This is a genomic window from Streptomyces sp. ISL-99 (assembly GCF_018614005.1).
In the GTDB taxonomy this organism is placed as follows: Bacteria; Actinomycetota; Actinomycetes; order Streptomycetales; family Streptomycetaceae; genus Streptomyces; species Streptomyces flavidovirens.
Genome location: NZ_JAGGPC010000050.1, coordinates 26,114 through 43,122, shown reverse-complemented (window position 1 = coordinate 43,122; position 17,009 = coordinate 26,114). Strand labels below are relative to the sequence as shown.

Sequence of the window (17,009 nt, the reverse complement as noted above, 5' to 3'; positions counted from 1 at the left end):
GAGGTGTACGAGGAACGGAAACGGGAGGGCACCGATGCCGGAACTGATCCTGGGCATCTCCGCGTACTACCACGACAGCGCGGCGGCCGTCGTGGCGGACGGCGTCCCGCTGGCCGCGGCCCAGGAGGAACGCTTCAGCCGCAGCCGTCACGACCCCCGCTTCCCCGCCCGGGCCGTCGACTACTGCCTCAGGGCCGCCGGGGCGAAGCTCGGCGACGTCGCCGCCGTCGCCTTCTACGAGGACTCCGCCCTGAAGTTCCGGCGGGCCGTCGCCACCTGGCTGGCCACCGCGCCCCGCGGCTTCCCGGCGTTCCACGACGCCTTCCCGCAGTGGCTGGCCTGGAAGCGGAACGCCACCGAGGAAGTACGGCGCAACCTGCGGGCGGCGCCGGGCGACGGCGGCGTCCTGCCGCCCGTCGTCACCGGGCGGCACCACGCCTCGCACGCGGCTTCCGCGTTCTGTCCCAGCCCGTACGAGTCGGCGGCCGTACTGTGCGTCGACGGGGTCGGCGAGTGGGCGACGACCAGCATGTGGCACGGCCGGGGAACGCGGCTCAGCGCGCTGGGCGAGCTGCGCTTCCCGCACTCTCTCGGCCTGTTGTACTCGGCGTTCACCTACTTCTGCGGCTTCAAGGTCGACTCCGGCGAGTACAAACTCATGGGGCTCGCGCCCTACGGGAGGCCCCGTTACGCCCGCCTCATCCGCGAGCGGCTCATCGACGTCAAACCGGACGGCTCGTTCCGTCTGGATCTGCGCCACTTCAGCTATGTGTACGGCCGGGTCATGGTCGGACGCGGCTTCGAGGAGCTGTTCGACGGGCCGCGCCGGGAACCGGAGGGCCCGCTCACCGAGCGCGAGTTCGACCTCGCGGCCTCCGTCCAGCAGGTCACCGAAGAGGTAATGCTGCGGCTCGCCAGGACGGTGTGCGAGCGCACCGGGGAACGGCGCCTGTGCCTGGCCGGCGGGGTGGCCCTCAACTGCGTGGCCAACGGCAGGATCGTGGCGGAAGGCCTCTGCGACGAGGTGTGGGTCCAGCCGGCGGCCGGTGACGCGGGCGGCGCACTGGGCGCCGCTCTGGCCGAGTCCCACCGGCGCGGTGCTCCTCGCACGCACGTCGGCCGGCGCACCGACGCCATGTCGGGAGCGCTGCTCGGGCCCGCCTACGCCGCCGAGGAGATCGCGGGGTTCCTGGAACGCCGCGGCGTCCCGTACACCCGCCTGTCCGGGGACCGGCTGGCCCGGCGGGTGGCGGCGGAGATCGCCGCCGGGCGGATCGTCGGCTGGTTCCAGGGCCGCATGGAGTTCGGCCCGCGGGCGCTGGGGGCCCGCTCGATCCTCGCCGACCCGCGCGATCCCCGCATGCAGTCCACGCTGAACCTCAGGATCAAGTACCGGGAGTCCTTCCGCCCCTTCGCCCCCGCGGTGCTCAGCGAGGACGCCGCGCGGTGGTTCGACCTCCGCCAGGAGAGCCCGTACATGCTGCTGACCGCTCCGGTCGCGGCCGAACAGTGCCGCGACGGCGACGGCGACGGCGACGGCGACGTCGGCGATGACCTGACGGGGCTCGGCCTGCTCCGGGTCCGGCGGTCCACGATCCCGGCGGTCACCCACGTCGACCGGTCCTCCCGCGTGCAGACCGTGGGCCCCCACGACAACCCGCCCTTCCGCCGGCTCCTCACCGCTTTCCGGGACCTGACCGGCTGCCCCGTGCTGGTCAACACCTCGTTCAACGTCCGGGGCGAGCCCATCGTCAACACGCCGGAGGAGGCGTACACATGCTTCATGCGCACCGGGATCGACCTGCTGGTGCTCGGCGACTTCCTCCTGGAGAAGGAGGACCAGCCGCCGTGGCGGGAGAAGGAGGACGACTGGCGTGAGGCGATCCCGATGGACTGACCTCGTGCGCCGGCCGGCGCTCGCCGCCCTCTACTTCCTGGTACTCACGCCCATCGGCCTGTGCGTACGACGGATCCGCGACCCCCTGCGACGCTCCTGGCACGCCTCCGCCACCACGTACTGGGACCCCCCTTGAACGGAGGACCTCCACGCCCGCGCTTCAGGCGAGCGTAAGGGGTGAGCTGCTGTCGCTGCCCCGGCCCCCAGACCCGTACGGTCGCCCCGAACCCCGGCTGCGGCGGCGTGCAGGACGGTGCGGCGGCTCACTGCTGCTGCATCGCCCGGAGCCGGCGTCGGTGCCGGCCGGCCTGCGCGGGGACCGGGTCAGGCCGATCCGCGGCGGACCAGCTCGGTGGGGAGGATGACGGCAGAAGGTTCCTCCCCCGCGATCCGGGCGAGCAGCATCCGTACCATTTCGGTGCTGATCCGGTCCCACGGCTGACGGACCGTGGTGAGAGCGGGACGCGTCGACAGGGCGGCCGGCGAGTCGTCGAAGCCGCCCACTGCCACATCCTCCGGCACCCGGCGCCCGCCCCGGCTCAGAGTGTCGAGTACCCCCTGGGCCATCAGGTCCGATGCCACGAACACCGCGTCCATGTCCGGCGCCCGTTCGAGGAGCAGTTCGGCTGCCGCCTCGCCGCTCGCCCGGCTGTAGTCGCCCGGCACGATGAGCGACTCGTCGACGGGCAGACCGCATTCGGCCAGTACGTCGCGGTAGCCGGCGAGCCGCTCGACGCCGCCCGGGGTGTCCGCGGGGCCGGTCACCGTGGCGATTCGACGGCGCCCCGAATCGTGGAGGTAGCGCACCATCGCCCGGGCGCCCTCCCGGTCGTCCGCCGCGACGTGACAGGCGGCCTGGCTGCGCGACGTGATGAACGTTGTCGAAGCCGTGCCGGGCGGCCGCGGGCTGGGCGTCATCTACTGGGACCCGACCTGGACCGCCGTCACCGGAAACGGCTGGGATCCGGCCGGCCCGTCCTCCGGCAACGGCTGGGAGAACCAGGCGCTGTTCGACTACGACAACAGGCTGCTGCCCGCGGCGAACTGGTTCAGCCACCGCTGACGCAAGGACACCTGCCACTGAGCGCTGCCCGCCGCGCCGGGTTCGACCCGGCGCGGTCCGGGCAGCGCTCGGCAGCGTCGTCCGCTCTTCGCGGCGTGCGCCGCCGGCATCAGCGCGGCGCGGGAACCGTCATGTCCTTCGCCCACGCGTGCGTGGGCCGTCATCCGGAGTCCATGTGACCGAACACCCGACAGGGCTGGAGCCCCCGAAGGCGCCGGGCGTCTCCCGTGACGCTCCCCTCTTCAGTACGGCCGCCGTGGTCGCCTCGTGCGTGGGCATCGTCCTCATCGGTGCGCTCCAGGCTCTGTACGGGCCGGCGATCCCGGCGTTCCGTGAGGAGTTCGGCCTCTCCCCCTCGGCGGCCGGGCTCGGACTGAGCGCCCATTTCATCGGCGGTGTGGCCGGTGTGCTGCTCTTCGACCGGTTCTTCGGCCGGACCGGCAACCGGCAGCTCCTCGGCGCCTCCTACCTGCTGATGGCCCTGGGGGCCGCGGGCTTTCGCCCTGGCGCCGAACTGGCCGCTGGGCCTGGCCATGGCGCTGGTGGCCGGGCTGGGCTTCGGTGGCATCGACTACGGGCTCAATCAGCTCTTCGCGATCGGATTCGGCCGCCGCTCGACCGCGATGCTGAACATCCTCAACGCCCACTTCGGCATCGGCGCCATCCTCGGCCCGGTGCTGATCGGTGCGGTGGGTGCGGAGCACTACCCAGCCGTCTTCATCGCCTTCGCTGTCGCCAACCTGCCGCTGCTGCTGTGTCTGAGAGGTGTACGCGGCCAAGCACCGAAGGCCCACGCCGAAGGCACCGGGCAGGCGGGAGCCGGCGGGCAGCCCGGAGCCAGGGGGCAGGTACGGGGCCGCAGCCTGGGCACCCTCATCGCGGTCTTCGTCGCGCTCTACGTCCTGCATGTGGGCATCGAGGCGGGCGTCGGCGGCTGGGAGCCCACACACCTGGAGACGGTCGGTTACGGCGCGGGGTTCGCCGCCACCGCCACCTCGGTCTACTGGCTGATGTTGACCGCCGGCCGGTTCCTGGCCGCGCCCCTCGCCCTGCGGTTCCGGGCGCAGACGGTCATCACGGTCTCGTGCGCGGGCATGACGGTTTGCCTCCTGCTCGCCTCGGTTCCGGGGCTCGCCCCGTACGCGTACGCCGGCGTCGGCCTGTTCATCGCACCGATCTTCCCCACCGGGCTGCCGTGGCTGAACCAGGCGGCGCCGCGGGCCCGCAGGGCCGGGGCGATCGTCATCGCCGCGTCCATGGTCGGCGGTGTCGCCGCCGGGCCCGCTCTGGGCAAGGCCATCGAGTGGTCCGGCGTGCGCTCCGTCCCGCTCGTGCTGTCCGTCGTCTCGGCACTGTGCCTGGCGTCGGCACTCTGGCTGGTCCGCGCCACACGCCGCACCACCAGCACATCGCGCTCGGCAGGATCCCCGTAAAAGCCACAACACAGCCGCGTCCGCCGAGCTGCGGTTGCGTTCGTACGCGGACGGGAAGTGATGTGGCCATGATCAGTACTGCGCTACCTATTCCCACGGCTGCGGGCGCACTTCCGGTCCTCGGCCACGCGATACCTCTCATGCGCGACAACCTGCGCTTCATCGCCTCGCTGCGCGACTACGGCCCCCTGGTCAAGATCTACCTTCAGCCCGGGCAACCGACGATCGTCGTCAACCGCCCGGACCTTATCCGCAAGATGCTGGTGGACCTTGCCCCAAACCTGGACAAGGGCCGCTTCTTCGAGAAAATGGGCCAGGTTCTCGGCGGCGACAGCGTCGTCACCGCCGCGGGCGCCGCACACGTCCGTGCGCGGCGCCAGTTGCAGCCCGCCTTCCGGCATACCGAGATCGCCCGGTACGTCGATCTCATGCGCGAGGAGGTGACCAGGACAGTCGAGTCCTGGAGACCCGGGCAAGTGGTGGACGTGCGCGAGGTGATGGTGAAGTTGTCGCTCGACATGCTCGTGGCGACAGTGTTCTCGTCCAGCCTCGATGAACGGGCCTTTCATCAGCTGCGACGCGATCTGTCCATCGTGATGAACGGCGTCGGGACACGCATCATGCTCCCCGACTGGGTGGAAAAGCTGCCACTGCCCGCGAACCGGCGCTTCAACGCGTCACGAGCCGCCGTCCGCGCGATCATCGGTGACGCGGTGGACGAGTTGCGGGCGTCGGGGCATGACACGGGAGACATGCTCTCGATGCTGTTGCGGGCGCGGGACGAGGAAACCGGCGCCCCGATGACGCGGCATCAGGTCTGCTCGGAGATCCTGACGCTCGCGGTGGCCGGTACGGAGACCACGGCGTCCGTCCTCAGCTGGATTCTCTACGAGCTCGCGCGGAACCCGGAGGTGGAGGAGCGCCTTCACGGCGAGCTGGACACCGTACTCGAAGGACGGCCCTTGACCTTCGACGACGTCGGCAACCTTCCCTTCCTGCGCAACGTCATCACCGAGACACTTCGTCTGCACCACACGGGATGGCTTGTCACCCGGCGTACCCTCGCGGCAACTCGTCTCGGGGACTGGGAAATACCTGCCGGTACCGAGCTTGCGTACTGTCAGCACGCATTGCACCGCGACCCCGCTCTCTTTCCGGATCCCTTGCGTTTTCATCCCGACCGGTGGCTGGACGAAAAGCAGGTCGCGGCTCTTCCGGAGGGGGCCTGGATCCCGTTCGGTGCCGGGAAGCACAAATGCATCGGCGACCATTTCGCCCTCACGGAACTGACCACAGCGATTGCGACGATCACCAGGTCGTGGCGGCTCGAACCGTCGACCGGCCGGGAAGTCAGGCCCGTTGCCCGGGCCACCGTGCGACCCAGCACTCTGCTGATGACGGCAAGTGTCCGGAGCGAAGCGGGCCGGACACCGGCATGAGCCCCCAACGGGGCGGCCAGGACCGCACACCCCGCTGTTACGCCGCCGCCCGTCAGAAGCCGGACCCTCCCTGCCCCCCGAGGGCGGCCGTCCGGAGCCCCCGTGTGCGGTAGCTGTCGGCGTCGAGGGTGATCACTTCCGCGTGGTGGGCGAGGCGGTCGACCGTCGCCGAGGCGACGCCGGCGTCGCCGAACACCTCCTCCCAGCGGCCGAACGGCCGGTCACTGGTGACGATCAGCGAGCCCCGCTCGTAACGGTGCGAGACGAGCTGGAAGAGGAGGTGGGCCGCCTCGCCCTCCAGGGGTACGTAACCGAGTTCGTCCACGATCAGCACCGGATATTCGCTTAGCCGGGCGAGCTCCTTCGCCAGTCGGCCCTCGGCCTTCGCGTCGCCGAGGCGGGCGGCCCACTCGGCCGCGGTGGCGAACAGGACCCGGTGACCGGCCTGGCACGCCCGTACGCCCAACGCGACGGCCAGGTGGGTCTTGCCGGTGCCCGGAGGGCCGACCAGCACCACATTGCCCTTGCGGCCGATGAAGTCGACCTTGCCCAGCCTGGCGAGGGTCTGCGGGGCGGGAGACCGCAGGTGACTGTCGTCGAACATCTCCAGGAACTTGCGCGCGGGGAACCCGGCCGCCTCGATCCGCTCCTCCGCCGCGGAGCCCGGCTCCTCGTCCCCGCCCTCCCGCTGCCGCGGCAGAACCACCGGCTCCTGCAGCCCGTGGGCAGAGTTGCCTCTGGTCTCGTGCGCGGCCATGGGGCCGGACATGTACGCGAGGATCGCCGCGGAGGCGATGAACGCCATGTGGATCACCGTTCCCCAGAGCAGGTCGTGCCGGGGCGTGTGGTGCACGTCCACGAACATCTGCAGCAGGTGCACCGAAGAGATCCCGACGATGGCCGTGGCCAGCTTCACCTTCAGCACATTGGAGTTGACGTGCGAGAGCCACTCCGGCTGGTCGCGGTGGCCCTGGAGCCCGATCCGGGAGACGAAGGTCTCGTAACCCCCGACGATCACCATGATCAGCAGATTGGCGATCATCACGACATCGACCAGCTTGAGGACGGCGAGCATGACGTGGGTCTCGTCCGCCAGCCCGCTGAGGACGTGCTCGATGAGAAGCCACAGCTCGTTGAAGAACTTGTAGACGTAGACCCCCTGCGCGGCCACCAGGCCGAAATACAGGGGCGCTTGGAGCCACCGCGTGGCGAACAACGCACACCCGAGCGTCGTCATGGTCGAGGGGGGCGAGGCGGATCGGGACAAACGGCACCTCCAGCAATGGGAAGAGATTCGTATTCTTGTGGGCCGACGCCGAAAATCTGAATTCGAGCCACCCTTTGGGATGAATAGAAATTCAGTAGGACAGGCCCTCTCACCCCCACCGCAACAGCGTGTTGCCGGGGTTCCCACCGGAGGAATCGTTTATCCCGCACACGACGGACGAGCGCCGGGGAATGGGTTAGACAAACCCGCTACACAGGCTCTGGTACGAAGGGCAGCAGCTCGTCCGCGCCTGGCTGTACGACGGCGCAGCTGCTCTCGGGGACCTCGTTCCAGACCCCCGGAAGATCACCCAACGGCTCGGACACGATGAGGCGCGTCTCGGCGGAGACTCCGCGCAGGAACGCGAGGTCGGGGTGGAGCGCCCGCACGCTGTCCGCCCGGCTGCTGTAGAAGAGCGACCGCGACGCACCATGGCTCGAGTACCGGAAAGCCCACAGCCGCTCACTGTCGGTTACGGCAATGGTCATCTGGAGCGGGAGTTCCACGCCGTGTTCACGCCCCAGGCCCTCGATCAGCCCGGCCATCCGGGCAACGGCACCGGGCGCGTCCTGGTCCAGGCCCAGGGTGATCGCAAGGTAGAACATCACCTCGGAATCCGTCGAGCCCTCGAGCGAGGAGAACAGCGCGGGGTCGACGGCCAGGCAGAGGTCGCGCCGGATGCGGTGGAAGTCGGTGACCGCCCCGTTGTGCATCCACATCCATCGGCCGTGGCGGAAGGGATGGCAGTTCGTCTGTTGCACGGCCGTGCCGGTCGAGGCGCGGACATGAGCGAAGAACAGCGATGAGCGTACGTGGTCCGCGATCTCCTGCAGGTTGCGGTTGTTCCAGGCGGGACCTGTGTCCCGGACGATGGCCGGCGTGTCCGCGTCGGGTCCGTACCAGCCGATACCGAATCCGTCGCCGTTGGTCGTCTCGACTCCCATCCGCGAATGGAGGCTCTGGTCGATCAAGGAGTGGGCGGGCTTGTACAGGATGTCGCCGAGGAGGACGGGGGTTCCGGAGTAGGCGAGCCATCGGCACATGGAGAGCAGTCCTTCCCGGTCGGCACCGCCCGCGCCACAAGCTGCCCGCAGCGCCCGGCGAAACCCGCCCGGCCAGGCTCTGCCGGGCCCTGCCCCAAGGCTCTACGCGGCCTGCTGCGGGCCGAGGCAGCTTCTTCAGTCGGTCGGGTGCCCCGCATCACCGACGGGAAACAGTCGCGATGGGTGGCTGCCATCAAGAGGCTGCCTGCTCAGGCCTGCTGCTCGCTGATGTTGACCATCCAGGTGATGCCGAAGCGGTCCGTGCACATGCCGAAGACATCGCCCCACATCTGCTTCTCGATCGGCACCGACACCGCGCCGTCGGCGGAGAGCTTGTTCCAGTAGCCGCGCAGTTCGCCGGAATCATCCCCGCTCAGACTCACCGAGATGTTGTTCCCGGGCTTGTGCTCCATCCCGGGCGGGGTGTCGGCTGCCATGAGCGTGAAGCCGCTGTCGGTCTCGAGCATGCTGTGCATGATCTTGTCGGCGGCGTCTCCGGCTTCCTTCTCGCCGAAGTCACGGTATGTGTTCACCGTCAGGGTGCCGCCGAAAACGCCACGGTAAAATTCCATCGCCTGCCGGGCATCGCCGTCGAAGCTGATGTAAGGGTTGAGTCGCGAAGGCATGAAATCTCCCTTTCATGATGGGTTATCAGTTCTGGCAGATTAGGCGATGTGCTGCTGATGGCCCGGGCGACTCCCCGGCCGGCGCCTGGCCAGGTACTCCGCGATGCGGTCCCCCCAGGTGCGGATGTCGGCGCGCGTACGGGCAACACACAGGTCGGCGTGCGGCAGCGAATGGGCCAGTGTTTCCGCGGTCGACAGCGGGTGGCCCGGGTCGTCCGCCCAGGCCAGGATCAAGACCGGCCGGCGCAGCGTGGCGATTGCGGAAAGGGGTGGCAGGTCGGACAATGCCAGGCCGCGCAGGAGGGACGGCAGTACGCGCTCAGCCGGTGTGGGTGGGAAGGCGGGGACATCGGCTACGACTGTGGGGCGCGGCTGTTTCCGCCGGGCGGCAAGCCAGGCGTCCATTCCCTCGCGTTCGATGGTGTCGGCGGACGCCCGGTTGGCCCGCGCATACGCCTGTCGCGTCGACCAAGCGGTGGGTGGGATGAGCAGGACCAGCCGGGAGAACCGGTCGGGCGCCCGTACGGCGGCGTGCAGCACGGTGCCGCATCCCATCGATGCGCCCATGGCGTCGACAGGCTCCGTGGCGCCGAGATGATCGAGCAGGCCCAGCAGGTCATCCGCCAGCGAGGCATAGGTGTAGTCGGTGTCCACGGGCTCCCCGGTGGAACGGCCCGTGCGCCCGGGCGTCATAGCGAACCAGGCGCCGCCCGCCGTCCAGCACCGGCACCCAGTCGAACAGGCCCATTCGGTCCTCGACCGCCTGACTGACAAGGCCGCCGTGCGCGTAGACGGCGAGAGGGCCCTCGCCGGCGTCGTCGTAGACCAGCTCGGCCCGGCGATGGCAGAAGCGGCCTTCCATGACCGGGTGCCTACCCACTGTCGTCATAGCTGTCGCGCCTCCCGTGGCACCCCCCTCTGCGAATCCTATGACTGCGACATCGGGGCGGACCGTTCGCTCCGATCGGCCACAGCGCGCGATACGGTCCTCCCGTGGAGCTCGACACGTTCACCGATCTGCTCGACTATCCGATGTACGTCGTGACGGCCGCGGCGGCGGGCGAGCGGGCGGGGTGCCTGGTGGGATTCGCCTCCCAGTGCTCCATTCGCCCACCCCGGTTCGTGGTGTGGCTGTCCACGGCCAACCACACCTACCGCGTGGCACGACACGCGTCGCATCTGGGTGTGCACCTGCTACGCCGTGACGACAAGGCACTGGCGGAGTTGTTCGGCAGCGAGACCGGTGACGGTGTCGACAAGTTCGAGCGCATCGCATGGCAGCCACAGCACGAGGGGACGCCGGTGCTGACCGAAGCCTGCGCCTGGTTCGTGGGCCGGGTGGTGGACCGCTTCGAAGGGGGAGACCACGTGGGTTTCCGCCTGGCTCCGGTGGCCGAGTCCCCGCACACGCCCGGCCATCCCCAGCTGCTCACCTTCACCGACGTCTGCGACCTGACACCGGGCCATCCCGCCTGACCGGCGCGGCAGTACGGGAATGGAGCCACCACCTGGCCTGGAGCCCGCGGGCCGATCCGTCAGGCGGGCTGGTCGCTGTATCCGCAGATCCAGGCCAGAACGTCGTGTGCTCCGCGGATGTAGTCCCGGGCGGCGGTCTGGATGGTGGGGTCCTCCAGCTGGACCACTGCGGCGTCCACTTCCGCGGTCAGCAGCGGCAGCCCAGGGATGTCCCGGGCGTTGTCCGTACCGGTGACCGGTGAGCGGTCGGTGCGGCACATGGCCCATTCGTAGGCGGCGGCCACTCCTGCGGAAAACTCCGGTGATCCGCCCCGGTCCGCGTGGTCTTTGAGCGCCCGGTCGATGTCGGCGTAGGTCCGGACCCCGACCAGCGGGGCTTCCTCCTGTGGAGTGTTCCGGGGGGTGGTCATGTCGGCCGCCTTTCCTCTGTCGGTCGTTGCTGACGCCCGCCGTCCGGGCGCCCTTCCTGCTCCCACCCCGACTCACTGAGCGGCCCGATGTCCATCGCACCCTCCGCCTCTCTCCGCCATGCTGCCCTTTTCGTAGTAGTTCGCACCTTCCCGCTCACGCGGAGGCTACTCACATCGCCACGTCGGACCGCAAGTACCTGGAGCGGGCCCGGTCGGCTGTCCGCTCAAGCTGTTCCGCCGTGGAGGGAGTTCAGGAGGGTCAGTTCGTCCTCGGAGAGGCGCAGGGCGCCGGCGGCCACGTTCTCGGCCAGGTGATCCGGGTTGCCGGTACCGGGGATGGCCAGCACATGCGGCCCACGGTGCAGGGTCCACGCCAGCCGGACCTGCGCCGCGCTCGCCCCATGGGCGCGCGCGACGGCAAGCACCTCGTCGCTCTCGACGCCACTCGCACCCGCCTCGCGCCCGGCACCGGCGACCGCGTAGAACGGCACGAACGCCACACCGTGCTCTTGGCACGCACGCAGGAGCTCGTCCTGCTCGGGCCGCGCGCCGATGCCGTACGGGTTCTGTACGCATACCACTGGCGCGATCGCCTGGGCCTCGGCCAGGTGTTCGGGGCGGACGTTGGAGATGCCCAGGTGGCGGATGAGACCGGCGTCGCGCAGCTGGGCCAGTGCGCCGAAACGCTCGGCGATCGAGTCGGTACCCACGATGCGCAGATTCACCACGTCGAGGTGGTCACGGCCGAGCTGGCGCAGGTTCTCCTCGACCTGGCCGCGCAGCTGTTCCGGGGTGGCGTGGGGCAGCCACTCGCCCGACGGGGCGCGGCCGGGCCCGACCTTGGTGGTGATGACGAGATCGTCCGGGTAGGGGGCCAGCGCTCGGTTGATCAATTCGTTGGCGGAACGCAGCGGCGAGAAGTAGAACGCGGCGGTGTCGATGTGGTTCACGCCGAGCTCAACGGCGCGGCGCAGCACGCTTGTCGCCCGGTCGCGATCGCTGGGAGTGGCGTCGGCCGCGAAGGCCTCACCGTTCTGCGTCAGGCGCATGGCGCCGAAACCGATCCGGTTGATCTCCAGGTCGCCGAGCTTCCAGGTACCTGATGCCGCCGCGGTGATCGTCTCTGAGGTCATGTCCGGGATGTTCTCCCCGTTGTAGGCTGACCGCCATTGATTAAGGCATGGCTGAATCCTCGGAGTGGTCGTCCTGGCGGAGCTGGTGTTTTCGGCGAGCGATCTGGCGCAGATGCGGTTCGCCGTCTCGCCGATGTGGGAGGTCGTGACCAGCTTCCGGCTGCAGAACTCCGCCTCCGTACATCCCGTGCACCGGCGCTGGGTCGAGCAGGTACGGCCACGGGTGAAGGCCGCCGGCCTGGACCGGGGCTGGCTGGCCGAGCTGATTCCGCCCTCAGGCTATGTTCCCGACTTCCTCAACCCGGCACCCTCCAAGCCGGCCCCCACGCCGTCGGTCGAGCTGGCCGCGATCCTCGCGGCGCCCGTGGGCCAGGTACGCCAGGACCTTGACCACCTGGAGCACCATCAGGGGCGCCGCGGCCCTCGGTTCCGGAGCCTGTACGCCGAGCCGCGGGCCCGCCTGGTCAGAGTCGCGGAAGAGATCGAGACCTACTGGGAGCTGGCGCTCGCCCCCTACTGGGCGCGGATCCGGGCAGTGCTCGATGCCGACGTTTTCTACCGGGCCCGGCAGGTCGCCGAGCATGGCGTCGGCCACCTCTGCAACGATCTGCACGCGTCCGTGAGCTGGAGCGACAACGCGCTGCGCGTGGTACGCCGACAGCGGACCCTGTCCCGCGAGACAGCGGGCACAGGGCTGCTGCTGATTCCCTCGGCTTTCGCCGGACCGGGCCCGCACACCCGCGTGTCGCTGCCGGAGCCACCGCAACTGGCCTATCCGGCGCGCGGCGTCGGCTCGCTGTGGGAACCGCGCGCCCTCACCGGGACCAACGCCATCGCCGCGGTACTCGGCCGCTCACGGACCCTGCTGCTGACGGAACTGGAATCTCCCGCCTCCACCACGGAGCTGGCGCACCGTACCGGGATCTCCGCGGCCGGGGTGTCCCAGCACCTGACCGCGCTGCGCGACGCGGCCTGGTCAGCGCTCACCGAGCCGGTCGCTCAGTGCTCTACGCCCGCACGTCCGTCGCCGAATCCGTCCTCGCCGCCTCTGCATAGACGTCTGCGACGCCCTCGGCCGTCGTCGCGGGCGCTCGTCCCCCCGCTGGTGGTCACAGGCCGCCCAGGATCTGCCGCGCCTCGAATCCTCCGTGCCCGTCGAACCGCACCTCCAGCACGGTGTCGAACCCGTCAGCGAGTGAGGGCTCGCGCAGCCGCTTGAGCGTGGCGAAGACTCCGACGTCCGGGACGCGGTCCCGCCCCTGACGTGCGGCGTTGCGTCGCAGGGAGCCCGTGACGTCCGGGGGGAACCAGTACGCCGTCGCGGTCGCTCCGTGCGCGTGGCACAGAGCGATCAACGGCCCCCACTCATGCGGCGACGGGTTGGTGTTGTCGATCGCCACCGGCCTTCCGGCGGTCAGCGCCTCTTGCACCAGGCGCATCTGCCGCTGCTGCTTGTTGCGGGCGCCGCGAGGAAACAGATCCTTGCTGACCAGCGTGTAGCGGCCGGAGAGGTGCTGCTCGTAGAAGGTGGACTTGCCGGACGCCTGCAGACCGACGAGCACAGCCACGTCGAGCCTTCCGGGCGCCTGCACCTGCGAACACCTCCTTCCGTCAGCGTGGCGAAGCGGTGCTGCTGGGCACATGGGCCCAGATGTGCTTGCCGTCCGTGTGCGTTTCGACGCCCCACCGTGTGGCCAGGTGGTCCAGGATGTGCAGGCCGAAGCCGCCGACGTCGGCCTCGAGGTCAGGAGTGCGCTGGGCCGGCTGTTCCGGACTGGCATCGCGGACAGTCAGGCGCACGCCGTCCGCGGTCGGGTTCAGATGGAGCCAGGCGTCCGTACCGGCGTGCCGATGAGCGTTGGTGACCAGTTCGGAGACGAGGAGCACCACGACCTCGATGCGTTCGCGCGGCCAGCACCACGACTCCAGCGTCTGCCGCGCGAGATCACGGGCGTGGGCGAAGGCGCCGGGTCCTCTGGCGATACGCCAGCTGCGGCCGGTCACAGCGTCAGCCATCGCTCTCGCACGTCTGTCTGGAACTGATCACGTCCACATTCTCCCCCGGCCGAACTTGAAATCATTGGGTCAAAGGTTATCGGATCCCGTGGGCATATCGCTCTGGTTCTCCCGTCAAGCACCTCGCCGCCTCCCTCGCCGCCTCCCTCGCCGCCTCCCTCACCAAGCCCCTCCCCAAGTCCCTTGCGCGCGGCGCCCGCTCGGATCGTACGGCTGTTTAAAACGGCGGGCCGGGGCAGACGGCAGTCATGAGTGATCTTGACGCTGCCGCATCCAGGGGTGACCGACACATATGACCGAACCCATCCGCAGGCCGGTACGCGGGAAGCGGAAAGCGGCCTTCAGCCTCCGGCAGACGATCCTGTGCTTCGGACTCGTCGCCATCGTTGTGTGCGGTGTGGGCCTCACTCTGAAGCTGGCCGTACGAGCGGCCGACAACCGCCCGGCGGTTGCCGTGGCCACAGCCGTCGTGGCGGTCGCCGCAGGGGTGGCCGTGCGGAGCGTACGCAGGCGTCGCGGCGCGGCCCGCGTCGCGGACGCCGTCGCCGACGCCACGTACCGGGTCGTCGAGACCAGCACCGCCCAGGAGGAACGCGGGGTTCCCGCAGCCGTCGCGGCCGGGCGGGCGGAGGCTGAGGCCGGGGCGGTCGCCCCCGTCGAGACCTTCGCGTCCACGGATTACGCCGCCATGGAACCGGCGGATTTCGAGCAAGCCATAGCGGCACTGTGCGAGCGCGACGGCTGCCGGGAGGTGCGCGTCGTCGGCGGAGCCGGAGATCTCGGCGCCGATGTCGTGGCCACTACGGCGGATGGACGGCGCATTGTCATCCAGTGCAAGCGCTACGGTCCCACGAACAAGGTCGGCTCCCAGGACGTCCAGCGGTTCGGCGGGACGTGCTTTGCGGTGCACGAGGCGCACGTCGCGGCCGTCGTGACCACCGGCGAGTTCACCCAGCCCGCCGCCGAGTACGCCGAGCAGTGCGGGATTCTCTGCGTAGACCACACGGGGCTCGTCGCCTGGACCGACGGCACCGGACCCGCGCCCTGGGAAGAGGTGGTGGCCAGGACCGGCGCCGATTGTCCGTGAGTCGTGCCGGTCACGCGAGCGGGACGCCCGCTCACTGCACGTCGGGAGCCTCGGGCACGTCCGGAACGGCCCGCGGGGCGGGAACGATGCGCAGGTTTCGCCCGGACGGCGGACCGTCCGCCGGCCCCGCCGGACCATGGGTCGCAGTGTGGGCGCTCATGGCCGCTGCGGCGTCCGCGTGGGCCGGCATCAGCTGGCTGACGCCGGTGAGGTCCAGGAGCCGGGTCAGGCGGTCGGGCACCGCGGCGAGGGCAAGAGACCCGCCTGTTTCCTGCGTACAGCGCAAGATGCCGATCAGCGCGTTGAGTCCCGAGGAGTCGCAGAAGGCGACCGGCGCCAGGTCCAGGATCAGATGCCGGTTGCCCTGCCGGCTCAGTTCCAGGGCGCGGTCGCGCAGGTCCGGGGCGGTGCCGAAGTCGATTTCACCCGCGACGGTGAGCACGGCGACGGAACCGTCGAACCGCTGGACGGTGAAGGTGAGGCTGCGGGGCACCACGTCAGTCCTTCTGGCCGGCAGGTCCGGCCGCGTCGACAGGAGCGGGCGCGCCGGCGGTGTGGGCGCTCGCGCTCACACCGGGACTGCCCGGGACCTGGGTTGTGGGTACGGACAGGGCCAGCAGAGCGACGTCGTCTGCGGCGTCCTGCGGAAGATCGTGAATCAGTGCTACGGCGTCATCGACCAGCGCGGTCGCGTCGGCGGGACCGGTGCGCCGGGAGAGAAAGTCCGCCACGCCGCGCTCGCCGAGCATCGTTCCGTCGGCGAGACGCGCTTCGGTGAGCCCGTCGGTGTACAGCAGCAGCCCTTCGCCGGGCCCGAGGTGGAAGGTACGCGAGGCGAAGGCCGCCTGCTCGAAGGCGCCGACCAGCATCCCGCCCTTGATGTCTACGGGCTCCACACGCACTCCGCCGCCCTGCCGCGCGTGGAGGCGGTAGGCGGGCGGGTGCCCCCCGGACGCCACCGTGACGTTGAATCCCGCGTCCGCCGCCGGTTCGAGGAACCCGAACAGGCAGGTGCAGAAACGGCTGCCGACCGAGGCGTCCAGGAGCAGCGCCGTGTTCAGCGCGGCCAGTACGGCTTCGGGCTCCTCGTGGTGCTGGGCGGCCTCGCGCAGCGTGTAGCGCGTCAGCGAGGTGACGGCTGCCGCGGCGGCGCCCTTGCCGCACACGTCGCCGAGGAAGAACGCCCATCGCCCTCCCCCGAGCGGGAACACGTCGTAGAAGTCGCCGCCGACGTCCTGCGGGGAGGCCGTCTGGTAGTGGCAGGCCAGTTCGAGTCCGGGGATCGTCGGCAACGCCGGGGGCAGCAGCGTCCGTTGCAGGGTCGAAGCGAAGGCCGCGAGGGAGGCCTTGTCCCGCTCGGCCCGCTCCCGGGCCGCCTGTTCCGCCCTGCGCCACTCCTGCTCCGCGCGTACCGTGCGCAGCGCCGAAAGTCTCAGCTCCAATTCGTCGAGGACGATCGCGGCCAGATCCGCCAGGGTCGCCATTTCGGCTTCGCTGACCGTGCGGGGCCGGGTGTCCAAAATGTTCACCGTGCCGAGCCGGTACCCGTCGGGGGTGGTGATCGGGGCCGCGGCGTAGAAACGCACGCCCATGGATCCGTCGACCAGCGGGTTGGAGCACGCCACGGGGTCCGCGAGTGCGTCGGGAATGACCGTCGTACCGTCGACGAGGATCGCCGAGGCGCACAGCCCCGGGTCACGGCCGATCTGACTGACGCCCTCCAGTCCACTGGCCGCCTTGAACCAGATCCGGTCGCTGTCGACGATCGTCACTGTCGCGACCGGGACGTCGAAGAGCCGGGCCGCCAGCGCCGCCACCCGGTCGAACGCTCCGTCGGGGGGCGTGTCGAGGATGTCGTAGCGCCGCACCGCCTCCATGCGGGCCGCTTCCTGCTCCGGGCTCGGTGGAAGTGCCCGGCGTACTGCCCCTCCCGGCGAAGGCGCCGGTACCGACGCTGGCATCGTCTGACTCTTCCCCTCCCGTCGGCCTCCGTACGTCCGACGACACCGGTGACCCTACGCCACGCCGGTTTGTCACGGCCCGGCGCGTGGGGTGCTGCCGAGCGTACGGAAGCACCGCCCGTCACGGGGTTTTGGCCATCGCCCCGGAGTACAAAAGC

General features: G+C 70.0%; 17 protein-coding genes and 3 pseudogenes. 8 read left to right on the top strand and 12 right to left on the bottom strand.

The window, feature by feature from the left end:
* Window positions 1-34 precede the first annotated feature (34 nt).
* Both J7E91_RS28790 and J7E91_RS28785 read left to right on the top strand, forming a co-directional pair.
* Complete coding sequence (locus J7E91_RS28790) at window positions 35-1,897, top strand: carbamoyltransferase (RefSeq protein ID WP_214909559.1); 1,863 nt, start codon at window positions 35-37, stop codon at window positions 1,895-1,897.
* Window positions 1,875-2,033: a hypothetical protein gene (locus J7E91_RS28785; RefSeq protein ID WP_214909594.1), complete on the top strand. Its 159-nt coding sequence runs from the start codon at window positions 1,875-1,877 to the stop codon at window positions 2,031-2,033. Before J7E91_RS28790 ends, J7E91_RS28785 begins: the two co-directional genes overlap by 23 nt.
* 188 nt (window positions 2,034-2,221) lie before the next feature.
* Here J7E91_RS28785 and J7E91_RS28780 read toward each other — a convergent pair.
* A pseudogene (locus J7E91_RS28780) lies at window positions 2,222-2,743 on the bottom strand (LacI family DNA-binding transcriptional regulator); the annotation flags it as partial.
* A 1-nt stretch (window position 2,744) separates the two neighbouring features.
* Between J7E91_RS28780 and J7E91_RS28775 the strand changes: the two are divergent.
* From J7E91_RS28775 to J7E91_RS28765, 3 genes and pseudogenes are all read left to right on the top strand, one after another.
* Window positions 2,745-2,960 (top strand): annotated as a pseudogene (locus J7E91_RS28775) (glycosyl hydrolase 53 family protein); the annotation flags it as partial.
* A gap of 196 nt (window positions 2,961-3,156) precedes the next feature.
* Window positions 3,157-4,393 (top strand): annotated as a pseudogene (locus J7E91_RS28770) (sugar MFS transporter).
* A 68-nt stretch (window positions 4,394-4,461) separates the two neighbouring features.
* Window positions 4,462-5,832, top strand: coding sequence for a cytochrome P450 (locus J7E91_RS28765; RefSeq protein ID WP_214909586.1), 1,371 nt, complete (start codon window positions 4,462-4,464; stop codon window positions 5,830-5,832).
* A gap of 52 nt (window positions 5,833-5,884) precedes the next feature.
* Here J7E91_RS28765 and istB read toward each other — a convergent pair whose 3' ends face one another.
* The 5 genes from istB to J7E91_RS28740 all read right to left on the bottom strand — a co-directional run bounded on the left by istB (window position 5,885) and on the right by J7E91_RS28740 (window position 9,657).
* On the bottom strand, window positions 5,885-7,099 hold the full coding sequence (istB, locus tag J7E91_RS28760) for an IS21-like element helper ATPase IstB (protein WP_374224792.1): 1,215 nt from the start codon (window positions 7,097-7,099) through the stop codon (window positions 5,885-5,887).
* 209 nt (window positions 7,100-7,308) lie between these two features.
* Window positions 7,309-8,142 (bottom strand): class II glutamine amidotransferase, encoded by an 834-nt coding sequence (locus tag J7E91_RS28755; RefSeq protein ID WP_214909558.1) that lies wholly within the window; start codon window positions 8,140-8,142, stop codon window positions 7,309-7,311.
* 209 nt (window positions 8,143-8,351) lie between these two features.
* Complete coding sequence (locus J7E91_RS28750; RefSeq protein WP_214909557.1) at window positions 8,352-8,768, bottom strand: VOC family protein; 417 nt, start codon at window positions 8,766-8,768, stop codon at window positions 8,352-8,354.
* Window positions 8,769-8,807: 39 nt separating this feature from the next.
* Window positions 8,808-9,422 (bottom strand): alpha/beta fold hydrolase, encoded by a 615-nt coding sequence (locus tag J7E91_RS28745; RefSeq protein ID WP_214909556.1) that lies wholly within the window; start codon window positions 9,420-9,422, stop codon window positions 8,808-8,810.
* A complete protein-coding gene (locus J7E91_RS28740) occupies window positions 9,385-9,657 on the bottom strand; it encodes a hypothetical protein (RefSeq protein WP_214909555.1) in 273 nt (90 codons plus the stop codon). Before J7E91_RS28740 ends, J7E91_RS28745 begins: the two co-directional genes overlap by 38 nt.
* A 143-nt stretch (window positions 9,658-9,800) precedes the next feature.
* Here J7E91_RS28740 and J7E91_RS28735 point away from each other — a divergent pair, with 143 nt between their 5' ends.
* A complete protein-coding gene (locus J7E91_RS28735; protein WP_214909582.1) occupies window positions 9,801-10,244 on the top strand; it encodes a flavin reductase family protein in 444 nt (147 codons plus the stop codon).
* Between the two features lie 59 nt (window positions 10,245-10,303).
* Here the strand turns inward: J7E91_RS28735 and J7E91_RS28730 are convergent, their stop codons facing one another.
* Both J7E91_RS28730 and J7E91_RS28725 read right to left on the bottom strand, forming a co-directional pair.
* The gene (locus tag J7E91_RS28730; RefSeq protein ID WP_214909554.1) at window positions 10,304-10,654 is read right to left on the bottom strand and encodes a hypothetical protein; all 351 of its coding nucleotides are present in this window, start codon (window positions 10,652-10,654) and stop codon (window positions 10,304-10,306) included.
* Between the two features lie 224 nt (window positions 10,655-10,878).
* Window positions 10,879-11,787, bottom strand: a complete 909-nt coding sequence (locus J7E91_RS28725) for an oxidoreductase (protein ID WP_214909553.1) — start codon at window positions 11,785-11,787, stop codon at window positions 10,879-10,881.
* A gap of 64 nt (window positions 11,788-11,851) precedes the next feature.
* On the opposite strand from J7E91_RS28725, the gene J7E91_RS28720 reads away from it, so the two are divergent.
* Entirely contained in the window at window positions 11,852-13,006 is a 1,155-nt protein-coding gene (locus J7E91_RS28720; RefSeq protein ID WP_308377421.1) for a transcriptional regulator, read from the top strand.
* Here J7E91_RS28720 and J7E91_RS28715 read toward each other — a convergent pair.
* Together J7E91_RS28715 and J7E91_RS28710 are read right to left on the bottom strand one after the other, a co-directional pair.
* Complete coding sequence (locus J7E91_RS28715) at window positions 12,897-13,379, bottom strand: ATP-binding protein (RefSeq protein WP_308377419.1); 483 nt, start codon at window positions 13,377-13,379, stop codon at window positions 12,897-12,899. The genes J7E91_RS28720 and J7E91_RS28715 overlap by 110 nt on opposite strands.
* A 19-nt stretch (window positions 13,380-13,398) precedes the next feature.
* Window positions 13,399-13,803 (bottom strand): ATP-binding protein, encoded by a 405-nt coding sequence (locus tag J7E91_RS28710; RefSeq protein ID WP_214909549.1) that lies wholly within the window; start codon window positions 13,801-13,803, stop codon window positions 13,399-13,401.
* 292 nt (window positions 13,804-14,095) lie between these two features.
* On the opposite strand from J7E91_RS28710, the gene J7E91_RS28705 reads away from it, so the two are divergent.
* Window positions 14,096-14,890, top strand: coding sequence for a restriction endonuclease (locus J7E91_RS28705; protein WP_214909548.1), 795 nt, complete (start codon window positions 14,096-14,098; stop codon window positions 14,888-14,890).
* A gap of 31 nt (window positions 14,891-14,921) precedes the next feature.
* On the opposite strand, the gene J7E91_RS28700 is transcribed toward J7E91_RS28705, so the two are convergent.
* Together J7E91_RS28700 and J7E91_RS28695 are read right to left on the bottom strand one after the other, a co-directional pair.
* The gene (locus J7E91_RS28700; protein WP_308377416.1) at window positions 14,922-15,386 is read right to left on the bottom strand and encodes an STAS domain-containing protein; all 465 of its coding nucleotides are present in this window, start codon (window positions 15,384-15,386) and stop codon (window positions 14,922-14,924) included.
* A 1-nt stretch (window position 15,387) separates the two neighbouring features.
* Entirely contained in the window at window positions 15,388-16,767 is a 1,380-nt protein-coding gene (locus J7E91_RS28695) for a PP2C family protein-serine/threonine phosphatase (protein ID WP_214909547.1), read from the bottom strand.
* Between the last annotated feature and the right edge of the window lie 242 nt (window positions 16,768-17,009).